Raw genomic sequence first — 16,900 nt, 5'->3', positions numbered from 1 at the left:
CAGCCTAAGCGCGCGGCATACTCGGTGCGTGACGACAGGTGAGCAGTCAGGGACCGGACGGACGGAGTATGCGGGGGTGGGGCTGGGCGAGGAGGGGCTCGCCGCCACGCCGTTCCGGCAGATCACCCGCTGGGTGGGGGAGGCCCGGGCCCGGCAGCAGGAGCAGGGCGACGTCCCGGAGCCGGACGCCCTGTCGGTGGCGACGGTCGACGACGACGGTCCGGACGTGCGGACGGTCCTGATGCGCTTCCTGGACGCCCGCGGTCCGGGTTTCGTCACCAACCTGCGCTCGACCAAGGGTCGACAGCTGGAGGTGCGCCCACAGATCGCCGCGAGCCTGACCTGGCCGAGCATGTTCCGGGCGATCCGGTTCCGCGGCACGGCCGAGCTGGTCGAGCGGGCGGAGGTGGAGGCGTACTTCCGGCAGCGACCGTGGGGCTCCCGGATCAGCGCGTGGGCCTCCGAGCAGTCGCAGCCCGCCACCGGCCGGGCCCAGCTCGAGGCGGCCTATGCGGAGTATGCCGCCCGGTTCCCTGACCACGGCCGTCCCGACGACGTCCCGGTGCCAGAGCACTGGGGCGCGATCCGGGTGCGGGCGGACCGGGTGGAGTTCTGGGCCGGGCGGATGAACCGGTTGCACGACCGGCTGGTCCTGACCCGGGTGACCCCGGGTGACCTGGACGACGCCGGCGCCTGGCGGCTCACGCGTCTGCAACCCTGAGGGGGCGACGGCGCCGGCTGGCAGGCCGGAGCGGTCAGTGGTCGTGGCCGCCGGTCTCCTCGGCCCCGTCACCCGAGTGGTCCGCGTGGTCGCCGGTGTCGGCCGACCCCGAGCCCGCCACGCCGACGGTGGTGCCGGAGGCCTCCTGGGTCGGTGCGCCGAGCTCCTCGAGCATCCCGTGCATGAGGTCGATCTCCGCCTCCTGACCGTTGACCATCGCCGCGGCCAGGCGCCTGACCTCGCCCTCGACGCCGCCGTCCAGGGCGGCCTGGGCCATCTCTACTCCCGCGATGTGGTGGGTGGTCATCAGCTGCAGGTAGAGGATGTCGGCCGCCTCGCCCTCCGCGGCGCGCAACGACTCCATCTGCTCGGGGCTGGCCATGCCGGCCATGGGCGCGCCCTCGACCAGGTGCATGGTGTGGCCGGAGTGGTGCCCGTCCATCCACTCCATGCGGTCGCCGGGGCGGGCCATCGGCAGGCCCCACTGACGGATCCAGCCCTCCATCTGGCCCAGCTGGTTGCCCTGGGTGGAGGCGATGTCGGTGGCGAGGGCGCGCACGCCGTCGTCCTCGGTCGTCTGCAGGACCTCCAGGGACATCTCGACGGCCTGGGCGTGGTGCTCGGCCATGTCCCGGGTGAAGCCGGCGGCGACGCTGTCGTCGCCCGGTGTGGAGCCGCCGAAGACGACCCAGCCGAGCAGGGTGCCCAGGACGAGGCCGAGGACCGCCGTGCCCGCGACCACGCCGACCCGGACGCGGGCCCAGCCGCTCTCGGGCTGCGCTGCGGCCGTGCCCACCTCAGCCCCCGATGAGGTCGACCGAGGTCCCGCCCGTGCAGGCAGCACCCGGCTCGGGCGTCTGCGGTCCCTGGCGCCAGTCGCGGATGAACTGCTCGAGGCGGGTGTCGCTGCCGTTCTGGACCCCCAGCTGGCGGCCCCACGCGGTGGCCATGATCGGGTGCTCCTGCCCCTCGTTCGGCGAGAGCAGGATGAACTCCTGGGAGGCGAGGTCGCGCAGCGCGTCGAGGTCGCCCTCCGGGATGCCCGGCTGGTAGGTCAGCCAGATCGCGCCGTGCTCCAGCGAGTGCACGGCGTGGTGGTTGGGCACCGGCTCCTCATAGATCCCGCAGTTCAGCCAGGTGGGGTGGTGGTCTCCACCGACCGGCGGGTTCTGCTGGTACTCCACCGCGGTCTGGACGTGGTTGCGGCCCAGGTCGTCGCTGGGGTCGTCGAGCTCGTCGTAGGTCACGACGGCGCCCATACCGGGCCGGTTGGTGTTCTGGTCGACGACGGCCCACACCACCAGACCTGCGATGAGGACCAGGACCACGGCGAGGGCGACCCAGATCATCGAGGTGCCCTTGCGGTCCGCGGACCTTGCCTTCTTCTGGATCGCTGCCACCCGGGCCTGACGGTCGGCGGCGGCGCCCTGCGGCGCCTTGGCGCCCTTCTTCTTGCCACCCGCGGAGGCGTTGGTGGGCGTGGATCGGTCCGGCCTGGGCATGCTTCTCCTGCGGGTCGTGGGCGTCGAGGGACATGGTAGGTGCTGGACCTGGGATGCGGATAGCCGACCTTGGGCGTCCCGTCAGTAGGATCGAGGTCAGACCTGCGCGCGATGGAGGCCATGCGATGACCGACCTGATCGACACGACCGAGATGTATCTGAAGTCCATTCTGGAGCTGGAGGAGGACGGGGTGGCGCCCCTGCGGGCTCGCATCGCCGAGCGGCTGGGTCACTCCGGACCCACGGTCTCCCAGACCGTGGCACGGATGGAGCGCGACGGGCTGGTGACCCTGCAGGACGACCGTCACCTGCAGTTCACCGATCACGGTCGCCGCACCGCCGTCCGGGTGATGCGCAAGCACCGCCTGGCAGAGCGGCTCCTCGTCGATGTCATCGGGCTCGACCTGCCCCACGTGCACGAGGAGGCCTGCCGCTGGGAGCACGTGATGAGCGACCAGGTGGAGGAGCGGATCCTCGCGATCATCAAGGACCCGCTGATGTCGCCCTACGGCAACCCGATCCCGGGCCTGTCCGAGCTCGACCCGGAGTATGCCGTCACGGCGGGCGCGGGGGGACGGCACCTGCTCGACGTGCTGGCTGCCGAGGACGACCAGGAGGTGGTCGTGGTGCGCATCGGTGAGCCGGCCCAGGTCGAGCCGGACGTGCTCGCGCTCCTGGGTGAGGCCGGCGTGGCGCCGGGCCAGACCGTCCGGGCCAGCACCCAGGGTGACCGGGTCGTGGTCACCGGGACCCGCGACGGTGACACGGCCGTCTCGCTGCCCCACGACGTCGCCTCGCACATCTTCGTGAACAGCGCCGCCGGGACCGCTGACACCGATCCCCGGTAGACGTCGGCAGCCCTGCAGATGTTGCAGTGTCGTGATGTGAACTCACTCACAAGAACACTGGGAGTTTGACCAAGTCGCACGGGATCTGCGCAGGTCAACGGCGTTGTGGCGCCAGATCCGCCGTGAGTTTTCCACAGAGCCTTTACCGAAACGTGACAATCCGCGGATCGGGTGTGTACTCTCGTCTCGCTGCCTCTCCCCGGAGGAGCTCCACCCGCAGGCGCTGAGTCCTGTCACTGTGGGTGGATCTTTGAGTACACCGCTGGCAGGAGCGGGGGACCCACTACTGGGGCTTCGGCCCCTTGGGGCTAAGAGTTTCGGTTCGCCGTTGCTCCGGGCGCACTCCAGCCCGAGCCCGACAGCTCACCCCGTAGGCATTTGGAGAGGTACCACCGTGACCCACCGCACCCCCGGTCGCCACCGCGCGCCCAGCCGGCTCACTGCAGCAGGCGCCACGATCACCCGCTCGGCGAAGACGACCGCTGTCGTTGCGACCTCCGGTGGCCTCCTGGCCGCCGCCGTTGCCCCCGCGAGCGCCAACCCCCAGGGCATCGTCGACGAGGTCGCTACCGTGGTGACCGGCGCCGTCAACTCCCCGGTGAGCGTCGACCTCCTCGCGACCTCTATGCCGGTCATGGCCGAGCCCACGGACCTGCCGGCCGTGGCCGTCGCCGCACCGGAGGACGTTGACATCGAGTTCGGCTCGCTGGGCTTCACCGGCGTCACCCCGGTCGTCGAGGAGCCCGAGCCCGTGGCAGAGGCTGCCCCGGCCACCACCGACGACTCCGTGTCCTCCACGGACTCCTCCACCTCCGAGCGGTCCGGCTACTCCGCCAGCCGCAGCACGGAGCGCGAGGCGGCCCCGGAGCCGGCCCCGGCTCCCGCCCCGCCGTCGAACGGTGGTGGCGTCCTCGGCGTCGCCGCGGCCTACACCGGCATCATGTACCAGTACGGCGGCAGCACCCCGGCCGGCTTCGACTGCTCGGGTTACACCTCCTACGTGTACGCCCAGATCGGTGTGAACCTGCCCCGTTCCGCGGCTGCCCAGCAGGCCTACGCCACCCCGGTCAGCAACCCGGTGCCCGGCGACCTGATCTTCTGGGGCTACCCGGCCTACCACGTGGGCATCTACGCCGGCAACGGCATGGTCTACGACTCGGGCAAGCCCGGCATCCCGAGCCAGCTGCGCCCGATCTTCAGCGGCGTGAGCGGCTACGGCCGCGTCCTCTGACGCACAGCGCCCCGCACCACCAGGAAGGCCCCGCTCCGGCGGGGCCTTCCTGCGTCTGTGGCCCTCAGCCAGACCAGGGCCCGACGACTCAGGCGGGCGCGTCGGTGACGTGCCACTGCGCCGTCGGCCGCCCCGCGACGCGCCAGGCGTGCTCGTCCTGCAGCCTGGGCCACCCGTCGGGCGAGGTCTCCCACGCCTCCTGCCGCCCGTACACGGTGCGGTCGAGCAGGCCGTAGCTCCAGTCCATCACCTCGGTGCCGCGGCCCGTCGTCCACCAGGTCTCGAACACCCGCTCGCCGAGCCGCAGATAGCAGGCGAGCATGCCGAACCCGCGCCCCGCGACCAGCTCGTCCGCGGAGTCCCTGGCCGACCACCAGGGCAGCCGGTAGCCCATGAACTCCGCATACGGTGCGCTCTCCTCGTAGCTGCCCTCGCTGAGGACCGCCAGGGTGACGTCCCGGGCGTTGAGGTACTCCGGCACCTGGATCTGTGCCGTGGAGAAGGTGCAGCCCTCGCACTGCCCCGGCCAGGCATGGCCGTCGTGCCACATGTGGAAGTAGGCCACGAGCATCGACCGCCCCTCAAAGGTCTCCCGGAAGGGCACCGGTCCGTCCGGACCCACCACGGTGGCGGTCGCCGGCACCTCGGTCATCGGGAGCCGCCGCCGCGCCGCCGCGAGCGCATCGCCCTCCCGGGTGTGCGCCTTCTCCCTGGCCAGTTGCTCGGCAACGGCTGCTTCCCAGGTGGCGCGGTCCACGATCTCTGGGTGGTGGCTGACGGCCACAGGGTGTCTGGGCAGGCGCATGCTTCCTCCTCGGTATGCCGTACGGCTGGGTGAGGAGGTAGACCGGGGCTGTGCCCCGGACTCATCGCGGCACCGGCCCGGCCGGTGCCGCGCGGCGTGCGTTCAGCAGGCCGTGAGTCGGGTCAGGACATCGACGGCTGCGCCACCGGGGCCGGGTCCGGCTCCGGCTCGTCGGTCTCGTCGTCGAACTCACCGAGGATCTGCTCCAGGAGGTCCTCCAGCGAGATCAGCCCCACGACGGTGCCCTCGGGATCGCTGACCAGGGCGAGCTGGGCGCGCTCCTGACGCATGCGCTGGACGCCGTCGATGAGCGGCAGGCTCGCCGGGAGGGTGATGGCCTCCTGCTCGAGGTGGGTGACGGCATACTCCCGCTGGGCCGCGGCCGTGGCGCGCACCGCGTCGCGGACGTGGACCAGGCCGGTGATCCGTCCGTCCCGGGTCACGAACAGGCGGGACCGGCCGCTCTCCCGGCAGATCTGCTCCACGTCCCTCGCAGTGCCGGTGTGCGGCACGCAGACGGCCTCGGCGACGGGGAACATGACCGCGGCGATGGTCTCCTCCTCGAGCTTCAGGGCGCCGGTGAGGATCGCGTGGTCCTCGTCGTCCAGCACCCCGTGCTGGTGGGACTGGGCGAGCAGCAGCTGCAGCTCGGCGGGCCCGTGCGTCGCGCTCACCGTGTCGACCGGCTGGACCCCGCCGATCCGCAGCATGAGGTTGGCGAGCTCGTTGAGCACCCAGAGGAGGGGGCGGCTCGCCCAGGTGAAGCCGCGGAACGGCATCGCCAGGAGCACCGCCGAGGTCTCGGGGTGGGAGATGGCCCACGACTTCGGTGCCATCTCGCCGACCACCATGTGCACGAAGACGACGAGCGCGACGGCGATGATCACCGCGATGACGTGCGTCAGCGCACCCGGCAGGCCGGCCCAGTGCAGGGCGGGCTCCAGCAGCGTGGCGACGGCGGGCTCGGCGAGCGCGCCCAGGCCCAGGGTGCACAGGGTGATGCCGAGCTGGGCACCGGCCAGCATCAAGGAGAGCTCCTTGCTCGCGGCCACGGCCGACTTGGCGGCACGGCTGCCGGCGGAGGCGCGCTCCTCCAGCCGGTGACGCTTGGCGGCGACGACGGCGAACTCCGCCGCGACGAAGAACGCGTTGAGCACCAGGAGCAGGACGCTCACCAGCAGGGCGGTGCTCGTGCTCATGAGGCCACCTCCTCGACCGCGGTGGCCGCGTCGTCGGCCAGCGAGCCCGGCTGTGTCCGGGGTGCGTGCAGCCGGACCGTCTCGGGCACGTAGCGCTGCACCGAGAGGACGTCGAGCCGCACCCGGTGCACCACCGGCGCACCGCTCTCGTCCCGGCCGTCCCAGGCGACCTCCAGGGTGTCGCCCTCCTCGGCCACGCGGCCGAGGCGGTCCATGATCAGCCCGGACACCGTGTCGTAGTCCTCGTGCTCGGGCAGCGTGACACCGGTCATCTGGTGCACCTCGTCGAGTCGCAGCCGGGCCGGGACCTCCCAGGTGCCGTCCGGCTGGACCTCGACGGTCTCCTCCTCGAGGTCGCCCTCGTCCCAGATCTCGCCGACGACCTCCTCGGCGACGTCCTCGAAGGTGATGACACCGGCGAAGCCGCCGTACTCGTCGACGATGACGGCGATCTGCCGGTGCGCCTCGCGCATCTGCTCCAGGACCCGCGGCAGCGGCAGGCTCTCGGGCAGGATCAGCGCCTCACTCGCCAGGTCGCGGACGGTCGTCGTCGGGCGCTCGTGCGCGGGCACCTCCAACAGCTCGTGCAGGCCGATCACCCCGACGATGTCGTCGATGTCCCGGCCGATGACCGGGAAGCGGGAGTGCCCGGTCTCGAGCAGCTCGAGCACGCGGGCGGCCGGCTCGTCGGCCTGGACGGTCTCGACGTCGATGCGCGGGGTCATGACCTCCTCGGCCACGTGCTTGCGGAAGGCCAGGCCCCGGCCGAGCAGCCGGGACAGGTCGGCGTCGAGCAGGCCGCCGGTGTGGGCCTCGTCGATGATGCGGTGCAGCTCCTCGGGGGTCGCGCCCTGCGGGAGCTCCTCCAACGGCTCGATGCCGACCGCGCGGAGCAACCGGTTGGACGCCTTGTCGAACAGGCTGATGATCGGGCCGGCGAGCGTGAGATACAGCAGCGTCGACCTGGACAGGGCCCGGGCCAGCGGGACCGGGCGGGCGATGGCCAGGTTCTTGGGGCCGAGCTCGCCCAGGACCATCTGCACGCCGGTGGCGACGAGCAGGGTGACCGCGACCGACAGCGAGGTCGTTGCCGCGGGGGAGAGGTCGGTGACGCCGAGCACCCGGACCAGGCCCTGGCCGAGCAGGGGCTCGCCGGCGAAGCCGACGAGCAGCGCTGTGAGCGTGATGCCGAACTGGGCGCCGGACAGGGTGAAGGAGAGCCGCGAGGTGACCCGGAGCGCGCGCTCGGCGGCGGCATCGCCCTCGTCGGCGAGCTTCTGCAGCTGCCCGCGGTCGACGGCGACATAGGCGAACTCCTGCGCGACGAAGTAGCCGGTCAGCACAGTGAGAAGAAGGATGACGAGCAGGCCGCTGACGATGAGCATCAGAGGCTCCCCTGCCGGACGGTGTGGGTGGAGCGCCGGGCCTGGCCCGGCCCGGTACTACTGGGCTCCGAGGGTTCGTCCGTGGGTTCTGCCTGTTTATGCATGTCATCAAGGGTACTGGACGGTGGGGGCACCAGCGCATTTCCACAGTGGCCGAGGACCGGGTCCGGGACGGATCCGGGCTCGGCCGGTGAGCCAGCCCGGCTCTGTCGGTGGTCTCTCCTACGGTGAGGCCATCACTTCGGGAGGAGAGGCATGGTCCGGTTCCTGCACACGGCCGACTGGCAGATCGGCATGACGAGGCACTTCCTGCAGGGCGAGGCGCAGGCACGTTTTGCGGCCGCGCGGATCGACGCGATCCGGCGCCTCGGCGCCGTCGCCCGCGAGCAGGAGTGCGAGTTCGTCGTGGTGTGCGGGGACGTCTTCGAGACCAACCAGCTCTCCCGCCAGACCGTGGGCCGGGCGCTGGAGGCGCTCGCCGCCGTCCCGGTCCCCGTCTATCTGCTGCCCGGCAACCACGACCCGCTGGACCCGTTGACGATCTACCGCAGCCCCCAGTTCGTCCGCGACTGCCCCGATCACGTCCACGTGCTGACCGGCAGCGAGCCCGTGGTGGTGCGCGAGGGAGTGGAGCTGGTCCCTGCGCCGTGGTCCGGCAAGCACCCTGACACTGACCTGGTCGGCGCGGCCGTCACAGCCGCGCTGGCGGCAGAGGAGCGTATGCCGACAGCCGGCCGGGGCGGCACGGTCCGGATCGTGGTGGGTCACGGTGCCGTCGACGTGCTCGACCCCGACCGCGCGAACCGGGCCGCGATCGCCCTCGCGCCGCTGGAGCAGGAGCTGGCCGCAGGGTGTCTCCACTACGTCGCGCTCGGCGACCGCCACTCACGGACGGACGTCGGGTCCAGCGGCGCGGTGTGGTACTCCGGCGCTCCGGAGGTGACCGACCACCGGGAGGCACTGCCCGGGGACGTGCTCGTCGTCGAGCTCGACGACGAGCGTCCGCCGGTGGTGACTCCCGTGCACGTCGGCACGTGGACGTTCCGGACGCTCCAGCACGAGCTGACCGGGGCCGCGGACGTCACCGCCCTGGCGCGGGACCTGGCCGCCCTCCCGGACAAGGACCGCACGGTCGTGCGCCTGGCCCTGCGGGGTGTGCTGGGCGTCGCCGAGCACGCGGAGCTGTCCGACCTGCTGGAGGAGCAGGGAGAGGTGTTCGCGGCCCTCTACCTCTGGGATCGGCACACGGACCTGCGGGTCAGCACAGAGGCCACCGGGTTCGGCGACCTCCGGCTCGGGGGCTTCCTGGGGGCGGCGGCCGAGGAGATGCGCGACCTGGCCGGCACCCCGCTGCCTGTCGCGGAGCCAGTCGTTGCGGAGGGTCCTGAGCCGGGCGACGTCGACCCCCTGGCGTGGGACTTCACACCGGAGGCCGGACCCGACCACGAGAGCGCCACCGACGCCCTGACCCTGCTCTACCGCTTCTCCCGGGAGGTCGCCCGATGAGGCTGCACCGGCTGCACCTGCAGGACGTCAAGGGCGTGCACGACCGCACCGTCACCTTCCCGGACACGGGTGTCGTCGTCATCGAGGGGCCCAACGAGGTCGGCAAGACCACCCTCCTCGAGGCGTTCGACCTGCTCCTGGACCCGCGCGCCAAGGCCACCTCGCAGTCCCGGGCCGTCAAGGCGCTGAAGCCGCTCGGCCGGGACGCCGGCCCCCGGGTGGAGGCGGAGTTCAGCGTGGGCCGGCACCGGCTGCGCTTTGCCAAGCAGTGGCTGCGCGGCACCTCGACCGAGCTGGAGATCCTCTCGCCGGTGCACGAGCAGCACACCGGTGAGGCGGCCCAGCAGCGCCTCGACGGCATCCTCGCCGAGTCGCTCGACCGGCCGCTGTGGGACGCCCTGCGGTTCACCCAGGCCGGCGAGATGGGGCAGGTGGCGCTGACCGACAGTGCCGTCCTCACCGAGGCCCTGGACGGTGCCAGCGGGGTCGACCTGCACTCGGCCGACGGGGCGCCCCTCCTGGAGCGGGTGGAGGAGGAGTTCCTGCGCTACTACACCCGGACCGGCCGGGTCGGTGGCGAGCTCAAGACCGCGGCCGCAGCGGCGTCGGCTGCCCGGGACGAGGCGGTGCACGCCCACCAGGCGCTCATGGAGACCCAGGAGCTCGTGCAGCACCACGACCGGCTGCGTGACGAGATGGCCGCGCTGACGGCGCGGGACGCGGCAGTCGCGGAGGCCCTCGACCGGGCCCGGGCGCACGATGCCGAGGTCACCAGGGTCGTCCGGGCCCACGAGGAGTCCACAGCCGCCCTGGCCCGCGCCCGGAGGGACTCCGTGCAGGCGCGGGAGGCGCTCGCTCGCCGGGAGAGGGCGGTCCAGGACCTGGCCGACGCGCAGGAGCGGCTGGACCAGGCGGCCGAGTCCGTCGGAGAGCATCGGGTGGGGCTCGCGGCGGCGCAGGAGGCCACGACCGGTCTCGTCGCGGCCCGCGACACGGCCAGGGCAGCGCGCGACCGGGCGTCCGAGGTCGCCGACCTGGCGGCCGCCGACGTCGAGGAGATCGACACGGCCGAGCGGGTGGCACGGCTGTGCGCCGTGCTCGAGCGGCTCACCCGGCTGCGCGCCGAGGAGGCCACGGCCCGCGCCGAGCTCACCGAGTGCCCGGAGGTGGACAGCTCGACCGTCCGCTCCCTGGAGTCCGCCGAGCGCTCCCTCGTGCGGTTCCGGGCACAGCTCGAGGCGAGCAGCCCCCGGGTGGCCCTGGTGGCGCTCGGACAGCCGCGCACGGTGGTCATCAACGGTGAGTCCCTCACGGTGGACGGTGTGGACGGATCGGACCTGCCGGTGCGCGGGGGCCTGGAGCTCGAGCTGCCGGGAGAGCTGCGCGTCACGGTGCGACCCGAGCAGGGCTCCGCCCAGCTCGCGACCGACCTGGCGCACGCCGAGGCACACCTCGCCGACCTGCTCGAGCAGAGTGGCGTGAGTGACCTCGCGGACGCACGCGGTGCCGCCGAGCGCCGGAGTGCGACCGCAGCGCGGATCCGGCACGTCACCGAGCGGATCACCGACCTCTTGGAGGGGCGCAGCGAGGAGGAGCTGACCGCGGAGCTCCAGCAGCTGCGCGAGCGGACGGACGGACCGGGCGCCAGCCGGCCCGTGGACCACGCCCTGCCACCGGACGCTGCGACCGCCCGGGCCGTGGCTCGTGCCGCCGTCGCAGCACGCCGCACGGCCGACGAGCAGGTCGAGCTCGCTGAGTCGGCGCTCCGTCGCCACGAGCAGCGGTGCGCTCAGCTGGAGCTGCAGATCCAGAAGTCGCTGGGGGTCAACGAGACACTGACCGAGCGGCTCCAGCGGGATCGCGAGCGTCTGGCCGAGGGCCGCCAGGAGGCCTCCGACGAGGCGCTGCAGGAGGCGGTCCGGGCCGCCGGGGTCGCCTACGCCCAGGTGGAGGCCCGTGCGTCCGTGACCGGCAGGGAGCTGGAGGAGGCCGACGTCGACGGAGTCCGTGCGCGGCTCGCCGACGCCGACCGGGAGAGGGTCGAGCACGAGGCCGAGCTCTCGCGGGTCCGGCACGCTCTGGCACAGGTGCAGGGACAGGTCGAGATGGTCAGTGGCGAGGGGCGCCAGGAGACCTACGACCTGGCCGTGGCCGAGTTCGTCCGGCTGAGGCAGGAGCTCGACACCGTGCACCGACGGGCGCGTGCGGCACGACAGCTCCGTGAGACGTTGGGGCGCCACCGCGACGCCGCCCACCGTGCCTACGTCCGCCCCTACCAGCAGGAGATCCGCCGCCTGGGTCAGCAGGTCTACGGACCGTCCTTCGACGTCGAGGTCGCCGAGGACCTGACGATCACCAGTCGCACCCTGGAGGGCACCTGCGTCCCGTTCGACCAGCTCTCCGGTGGCGCCCGGGAGCAGCTCGGCATCCTGTCCCGGCTGGCGGTCGCGGGGCTGGTCGAGGAGGGAGCAGGCGTGCCCGTGGTGATCGACGACGCCCTGGGCTACACCGACCCGGAGCGGCTCGACCGGGTCGGCAGCGTCTTCGCGGGGCCGGGTGAGCGGACCCAGGTCGTCCTGCTCACGTGCACCCCGGAGCGCTACCGCGGCATTCCGGGAGCGACGACCATCGAGCTCACGGCCTGACGCGCCGCCCCACGTTTCTTGCTGGCACCTGAATGACCCCCGGCGTACACTAGGTGTTCATCCGATGTTTACCTAGGGAGCCAGTGATGGAGCTGCACAGCACGACCTACGAGCGCGCGATGGCCCGTGTGCTCACGGACCTGACCGAGCGCTACGCGGAGGGTGGCTTCCAGCCGGAGGAGATCGCGGCGGTCGTCGCACGGACCCGGTCCGCGCTGGAGCGGGCGGGCAAGCATGCAGAGTTCATCCCGGCGCTGGTCGAGCACGCTGTCCGGGACGAGCTGGCCTCCCTGGCCCGCGCGGAGGGCAGGAGCCTGTCGCCGCGACCCAAGGTCCTGTTCGTGTGTGAGCGCAACGAGGGGCGGTCCCAGGTCGCCGCGGCCCTGGCCGAGCACCTGTCGGACCGCCACGTCCTGGCCAGGTCCGCGGGGCTGCACCCGACCGGGCGCCTCAACCCGCACGCCTCGGAGGTGCTGGCCGAGCGGGGCATCGAGCTCCGTCACCCGCTTCCCTCGGAGGTCCAGGAGGACGTGCTGGACGCCGCTGACGTGCTGGTGCTCATCGGCTGCCCGGGCGCACCGCTGCTCGGTCGCCGCACCGTGCACTGGGACATCGACGACCCCTACGCCCAGGACCTCTCCACCGCGCGACGGATCGCGGACGAGCTCGAGGCCCGGGTGCGGGAGCTCCTCGGCGAGCTCGAGGTCCCGATCGCCCAGCGGCGCCTCGCCACCGCCTCCTGAGCGGAGCGTCACCCTGGCGTTCCACGATGCGGAGCGTCCCCCTGTCCGGATGAAATTGTTCGTTCGGGTTTGGCCAAGTACGCCGCAGTAGCTCAGCGCTGCCCATAGGTTCGGCCTCGTCCACCTCGGGGGAGGAGAGACCAATGGAGGTCCAGATGAGCAGAGGTGTTGTGGCAGCCGCCGTGCTGGCACTGGTGACGGGAACGGGCGGTGTCCTCGCGCTGGGGGGCGTCGCCTCAGGGGCGCCGCCATCGGCGGGGCTGGTGGTCGAGACCGTGTCCAGCGCCCCCGACATGGTCACCGGTGGTGACACTCTCGTCGAGGTCACCGTCCCGCGGACCGTCCCGCCTCATGAGGTGCGGGTCACCCTTGATGGCGCGGACACGACCGACGCCTTCTCCTGGGACGCGGAGCGTCGCGTCCTGGTCGGTCTCGTGGACGGGATGACCGACGGGGAGCACACGATCGAGGCGAAGGGCCCCGGCGACGGACGCACCGGCGCCAGCATCGAGGTGACCAACCACCCCGACGAGGGGCCGCTCCTCTCCGGTCCGCACGAGGACCCGTTCATCTGTCAGACCCACCAGTTCCGTGTGCCGGTCGTCAACCAGACGCTCGGTGCGCCGGTCGATGAGCACTGCGGCATCGACAACCGGGTCGACTACATCTACCTGACCACCGGCGGCGGGTGGGCGGTGTGGCCGGCGGGCGCCACGGCATACCCGGAGAACCTCGCCCGGACGACCACCTCCGAGGGCGCCGACGTGCCGATGATCGTGCGGATCGAGACCGGCACGGCCAACCGCGGCATCTACGAGCACTCCGTCCTGCACGACCCCCTCGCGGAGCCCGAGCCCACGCCGGTCGACCGGCCCGCAGGGTGGAACGGCAAGGTCATCTACACCCTCGGCGGTGGCTGCACGAACGGGTGGTACCGGCAGGGTGCCGGCACGGGCGGCGTCACGGACCGCTTCATGCTGCGCGAGGGCTACGCCGTCGTCTCGTCCTCGCTCAACGTCTTCGGCAACAACTGCAACGACCTGCTGGCCTCCGAGACCGCGGCGATGACCAAGGAGGAGTTCATCGAGGTCTACGGCCGGGACCAGTTCACGATCGGCTTCGGCTGCTCCGGCGGCAGCTACCAGGCGCACCAGACCGCGGACAACTACCCCGGGATCTTCGACGGCATCGTCGTGGGCTGCTCCTTCCCGGAGGTCGGGTTCGGCACGGTCGACTTCATCACCGACGCCCGCCTGCTGAACCACTACTTCAACGACAGTGCCCAGGTGGAGTGGACCGACGAGCAGAAGCGGCAGGTGACCGGCTTCCAGACCCTCGCCACGATGCCGAACGTCGCCAACGGTGCCCGTCGGATCGACCCGTCGGCCTTCTGTCCGGGCGAGCTTCCCGTCGCCCTGCGCTACCACCCGGACACCAACCCGGACGGTGCGCGCTGTGACGTCTATGACCACACGATCAACGCCTACGGCGCGGACCCCGAGACCGGCTTCGCGCTCCGTCCGCTCGACAACGTCGGGATCCAGTACGGGCTCAAGGCACTGCAGGACGGGACGATCACCGTCGACCAGTTCCTCGACCTGAACGCGGCCGTCGGCGGTTACGACCATGACGGCCAGTACCGGGCCGAGCGGTCGGTGGCCGACCTGCCGGCAGTCGAGGCGGCCTACCAGACGGGGCGTCTCACCAACGGCGGTGGGGGCCTGGCGAGCACGCCGATCATCGACTACCGCGCGTACACCGACGACGCCCGCAACGGTGACATCCACGTCCGCTACCACACCAACTCGATGCGGGAGCGGCTGATCGCGGCCAACGGCAGCGCCGTCAACCACGTCAGCCTCCTCGAGAACAGTCGGTACGGCGGGTTCAGCACCAACAGTCCGTTGCTGCGGCACGCCATCACCCAGATGGATGCCTGGCTGACCGAGATCGGCGTGACCGATGACGAGCTGCCCTCGCTGGACGACATCGGCGCGGCCCGGCCGGAGGCTCTCGTCGAGGGCTGCATGACCCGGGACGCCGCGCCCGAGTTCCTGCCGATGACGCTCGACCGTGACCCGTCGACGGAGTGCGAGCAGCTCTACCCCTCCGCGAGCTTCCCGCGGGAGGTGGCCGGTGAGAGCGTGCGCGCTGACGTCATCAAGTGCCAGACGACCGCGCCGGTCCGGGAGGACTACCCGGCCATGAGTGACACCCAGTGGGGCCGCCTGCTGGAGGTCTTCGACGAGGGTGTGTGCGACTACACCGTCCCCGGTGTCGAGCAGCAGGGTCTGATCGGGACCTGGTTGCGCTTCTGACCCGGCCCACACCGTGATGTCCCGCGACACCTCAGGGTGGTGTCGCGGGACATCACGCGTCCGCAGGCAGTGACCTACCGGATCCTGTCGAGGCCCGAGGCGCCCGCGGTTGACCGCACGTGGGCGCGGCGTGCGTAGTTCGTGTTGGCGGTGTCGATGATCTCCTGAGCGATATCGCGGAGCTTGACGTTGCTGGTCGTGGAGACACGGACGAGGAACTGGAAGGCGCGGTCCTCATCGATCTCGTAGCGCTCCATCACCATGCCGATGGCCTGCCCGATCACCTTGCGGGTGCCGATGGCCTCGCTCAGCTCACTCTCCCGGCGGGCCCGACCGAGAGCGAGAGCGGCGTGGGAGGCGAAGAGCTCGGCCGTGTGCACCTCATCCGGATCGATGGTGTCGGCCTCGACGGAGTAGAGGTTGAGGCCACCCAGCGTCTTCTCCTCGACGTAGAGCCGCAGGCCGATCTGCGCCCGGACGCCCATCCGCACCGCGCGTGGCACATAGTTCGGCCAGCGCTGGTCGTGGCGCAGCTTGTTCGCCACGGTCACCGGTTCGATATCGATCGCGTGGGCGCAGGGCCCCTCGCGGAGGGCGTACTGCAGGGCATCCAGCTCCCAGACGAGCTGCCCCGTGCCGGCCCTGGTCTCCACCTTGCCGTTGCGGTGTGCGACCGAGATGCCGGCGTGATCCATGCCTGGCAGGGCGCCGACAGCCGTGTGGACGATGCTGTCGAGAGTGGCCTCGAGGTCGTGGCTGGCGTTGATCTCCCGGGCAGCGAGGGCGAGTCCCTCTGCGATGCGTGCGGCGTTTTCCATGACTGGTCCGAACGGAGTAGTGCAGGTGGACAACCTCGACGAGACGTTCGGAAGGACACGTGGCGACGGAGACAGGTGCACACATCTGACCAGGCTGTGGATCAGCTCGGCTCTCACTCATCGTACTCGGATCGGCGACCACCAGGCGGGTGGAGCGCGAGGGCTCTGACATCGGGGTGGGAATGCGACTTGTGTCAATAAAGTTGACTCTTCTAGACTCAAGGTAGCCACACGGGGTGGCTACTGGACCACAGAGGAGGAACCGTGAACACCTTCAGCACGTTTGACCCGTTCCGTGAGATCGACCGTGTCCTCGGTTCGGTGACCCGCGGTCAGGCCGGCCCGGGTATGCCGATGGACCTGTACCGCGAGGGTGACCGCTTCGTCGTGGAGGTCGATCTGCCGGGCGTCGACCCGAGCACCATCGACATCGACGTCGACGACCGCAGCCTGACCATCCGCGCCGAGCGCGCGCCACGGAACACCGAGGCCGGCCAGTGGCTGACCCGCGAGCGCCCGACGGGCACGTTCGCGCGCCAGCTCACGCTGGGTCGTGGGCTGGCCACGGACAGGATCGACGCCAGCTACGCCGACGGCGTGCTGCAGCTGGTGATCCCTGTCGCGGAGGAGGCCAAGCCGCGCAAGATCGAGGTCGCCCACGGCGGGCAGCGCACGCTGACCGCCGGGGCCGGTGACCAGGAGGTCGAGCAGACCACCGGCGCCGCCTGACCTACTAGTCCGGCCCTGCCCGGGCAGGGCGACCGCAAGGCCCCCGACCTGGCGAGGTCGGGGGCCTTCGGCCTCTACCCGGCGGCCGCTCCGACAGCGACCAAGGCTGCGCGACCGTTCCGCTGATTGCCCGGAGGTCGCGGGGAGCGGAGGGGGTGTCGTTGCTTTCCGATCGCCTTCAGTCTTCATGCTCGTTACGGCCGCGAGCTGTGGACAGTCGCCGGGGGTGTCTATGCCTCCAAGCCATGGCCGGCGCTGATCCTGCAGGACGACCTTTTCGAGGGCACGGCGTCGGTGACGGTCGCACCGTTGACGAGCGCGGTGGTTGACGCTCCGCTGCTCCGGGTTCGAGCTGGGGCGGATGAGGTCACCGGTCTGCGGCACCAGAGCCACGTCATGGTTGACAATCGATAACGCACGCCCTCCATGGCGCTCCTGGGACCGGCCAGG

General features: G+C 71.4%; 15 protein-coding genes and 1 riboswitch. Of the genes, 9 read left to right on the top strand and 6 right to left on the bottom strand.

Features of this window, described 5'->3' with window-relative positions:
* The first annotated feature begins 28 nt into the window (after positions 1-28).
* Positions 29-721, top strand: a complete 693-nt coding sequence (gene pdxH / locus DA085_RS21635) for a pyridoxamine 5'-phosphate oxidase (RefSeq protein WP_237565485.1) — start codon at positions 29-31, stop codon at positions 719-721.
* Positions 722-755: 34 nt separating this feature from the next.
* Here the strand turns inward: pdxH and DA085_RS12890 are convergent, their stop codons facing one another.
* Positions 756-1,517 carry a DUF305 domain-containing protein gene (locus DA085_RS12890; protein WP_202619221.1) on the bottom strand — a complete coding sequence of 254 codons (762 nt, stop codon included), beginning with the start codon at positions 1,515-1,517 and terminating at the stop codon, positions 756-758.
* 1 nt (position 1,518) lies between these two features.
* Entirely contained in the window at positions 1,519-2,223 is a 705-nt protein-coding gene (locus DA085_RS12885) for a DUF3105 domain-containing protein (RefSeq protein ID WP_109473388.1), read from the bottom strand.
* Positions 2,224-2,348: 125 nt separating this feature from the next.
* Here DA085_RS12885 and DA085_RS12880 point away from each other — a divergent pair, with 125 nt between their 5' ends.
* Positions 2,349-3,071 carry an iron-dependent transcriptional repressor DtxR gene (locus tag DA085_RS12880; RefSeq protein WP_109473387.1) on the top strand — a complete coding sequence of 241 codons (723 nt, stop codon included), beginning with the start codon at positions 2,349-2,351 and terminating at the stop codon, positions 3,069-3,071.
* Positions 3,072-3,318: 247 nt separating this feature from the next.
* Positions 3,319-3,462, top strand: a riboswitch (cyclic di-AMP (ydaO/yuaA leader).
* Positions 3,463-3,465: 3 nt separating this feature from the next.
* Entirely contained in the window at positions 3,466-4,302 is an 837-nt protein-coding gene (locus DA085_RS12875; protein WP_109473386.1) for a C40 family peptidase, read from the top strand.
* An 88-nt stretch (positions 4,303-4,390) separates the two neighbouring features.
* On the opposite strand, the gene DA085_RS12870 is transcribed toward DA085_RS12875, so the two are convergent.
* From DA085_RS12870 to DA085_RS12860, 3 genes are all read right to left on the bottom strand, one after another.
* Positions 4,391-5,107 (bottom strand): DUF899 family protein, encoded by a 717-nt coding sequence (locus tag DA085_RS12870; protein ID WP_109473385.1) that lies wholly within the window; start codon positions 5,105-5,107, stop codon positions 4,391-4,393.
* Positions 5,108-5,229: 122 nt separating this feature from the next.
* On the bottom strand, positions 5,230-6,306 hold the full coding sequence (locus tag DA085_RS12865) for a hemolysin family protein (protein ID WP_109473384.1): 1,077 nt from the start codon (positions 6,304-6,306) through the stop codon (positions 5,230-5,232).
* On the bottom strand, positions 6,303-7,691 hold the full coding sequence (locus tag DA085_RS12860; RefSeq protein WP_109473383.1) for a hemolysin family protein: 1,389 nt from the start codon (positions 7,689-7,691) through the stop codon (positions 6,303-6,305). Before DA085_RS12860 ends, DA085_RS12865 begins: the two co-directional genes overlap by 4 nt.
* A gap of 255 nt (positions 7,692-7,946) precedes the next feature.
* Here DA085_RS12860 and DA085_RS12855 point away from each other — a divergent pair, with 255 nt between their 5' ends.
* The 4 genes from DA085_RS12855 (at position 7,947) to DA085_RS12840 (ending at position 14,903) form a co-directional block, all read left to right on the top strand.
* On the top strand, positions 7,947-9,197 hold the full coding sequence (locus tag DA085_RS12855) for a metallophosphoesterase family protein (protein ID WP_109473382.1): 1,251 nt from the start codon (positions 7,947-7,949) through the stop codon (positions 9,195-9,197).
* Positions 9,194-11,842 (top strand): AAA family ATPase, encoded by a 2,649-nt coding sequence (locus DA085_RS21865; RefSeq protein WP_109473381.1) that lies wholly within the window; start codon positions 9,194-9,196, stop codon positions 11,840-11,842. Before DA085_RS12855 ends, DA085_RS21865 begins: the two co-directional genes overlap by 4 nt.
* A gap of 86 nt (positions 11,843-11,928) precedes the next feature.
* Positions 11,929-12,585 (top strand): arsenate-mycothiol transferase ArsC, encoded by a 657-nt coding sequence (locus DA085_RS12845; RefSeq protein WP_109473380.1) that lies wholly within the window; start codon positions 11,929-11,931, stop codon positions 12,583-12,585.
* Between the two features lie 155 nt (positions 12,586-12,740).
* Positions 12,741-14,903 (top strand): DUF6351 family protein, encoded by a 2,163-nt coding sequence (locus DA085_RS12840; RefSeq protein ID WP_237565484.1) that lies wholly within the window; start codon positions 12,741-12,743, stop codon positions 14,901-14,903.
* 74 nt (positions 14,904-14,977) lie between these two features.
* Here the strand turns inward: DA085_RS12840 and DA085_RS12835 are convergent, their stop codons facing one another.
* A complete protein-coding gene (locus DA085_RS12835) occupies positions 14,978-15,721 on the bottom strand; it encodes an ANTAR domain-containing protein (protein ID WP_109473379.1) in 744 nt (247 codons plus the stop codon).
* Between the two features lie 264 nt (positions 15,722-15,985).
* On the opposite strand from DA085_RS12835, the gene DA085_RS12830 reads away from it, so the two are divergent.
* Positions 15,986-16,450: an Hsp20/alpha crystallin family protein gene (locus tag DA085_RS12830; protein ID WP_237565483.1), complete on the top strand. Its 465-nt coding sequence runs from the start codon at positions 15,986-15,988 to the stop codon at positions 16,448-16,450.
* A gap of 126 nt (positions 16,451-16,576) precedes the next feature.
* Positions 16,577-16,864 (top strand): type II toxin-antitoxin system PemK/MazF family toxin, encoded by a 288-nt coding sequence (locus tag DA085_RS22045; RefSeq protein ID WP_202619220.1) that lies wholly within the window; start codon positions 16,577-16,579, stop codon positions 16,862-16,864.
* The last annotated feature ends 36 nt before the right edge of the window (positions 16,865-16,900 follow it).

The organism is Ornithinimicrobium cavernae (genome assembly GCF_003121625.1).
GTDB lineage: Bacteria > Actinomycetota > Actinomycetes > Actinomycetales > Dermatophilaceae > Ornithinicoccus > Ornithinicoccus cavernae.
The sequence above is the reverse complement of the archived record's forward strand: the minus strand, read 5'-3'. Positions and strand labels throughout refer to the sequence as shown.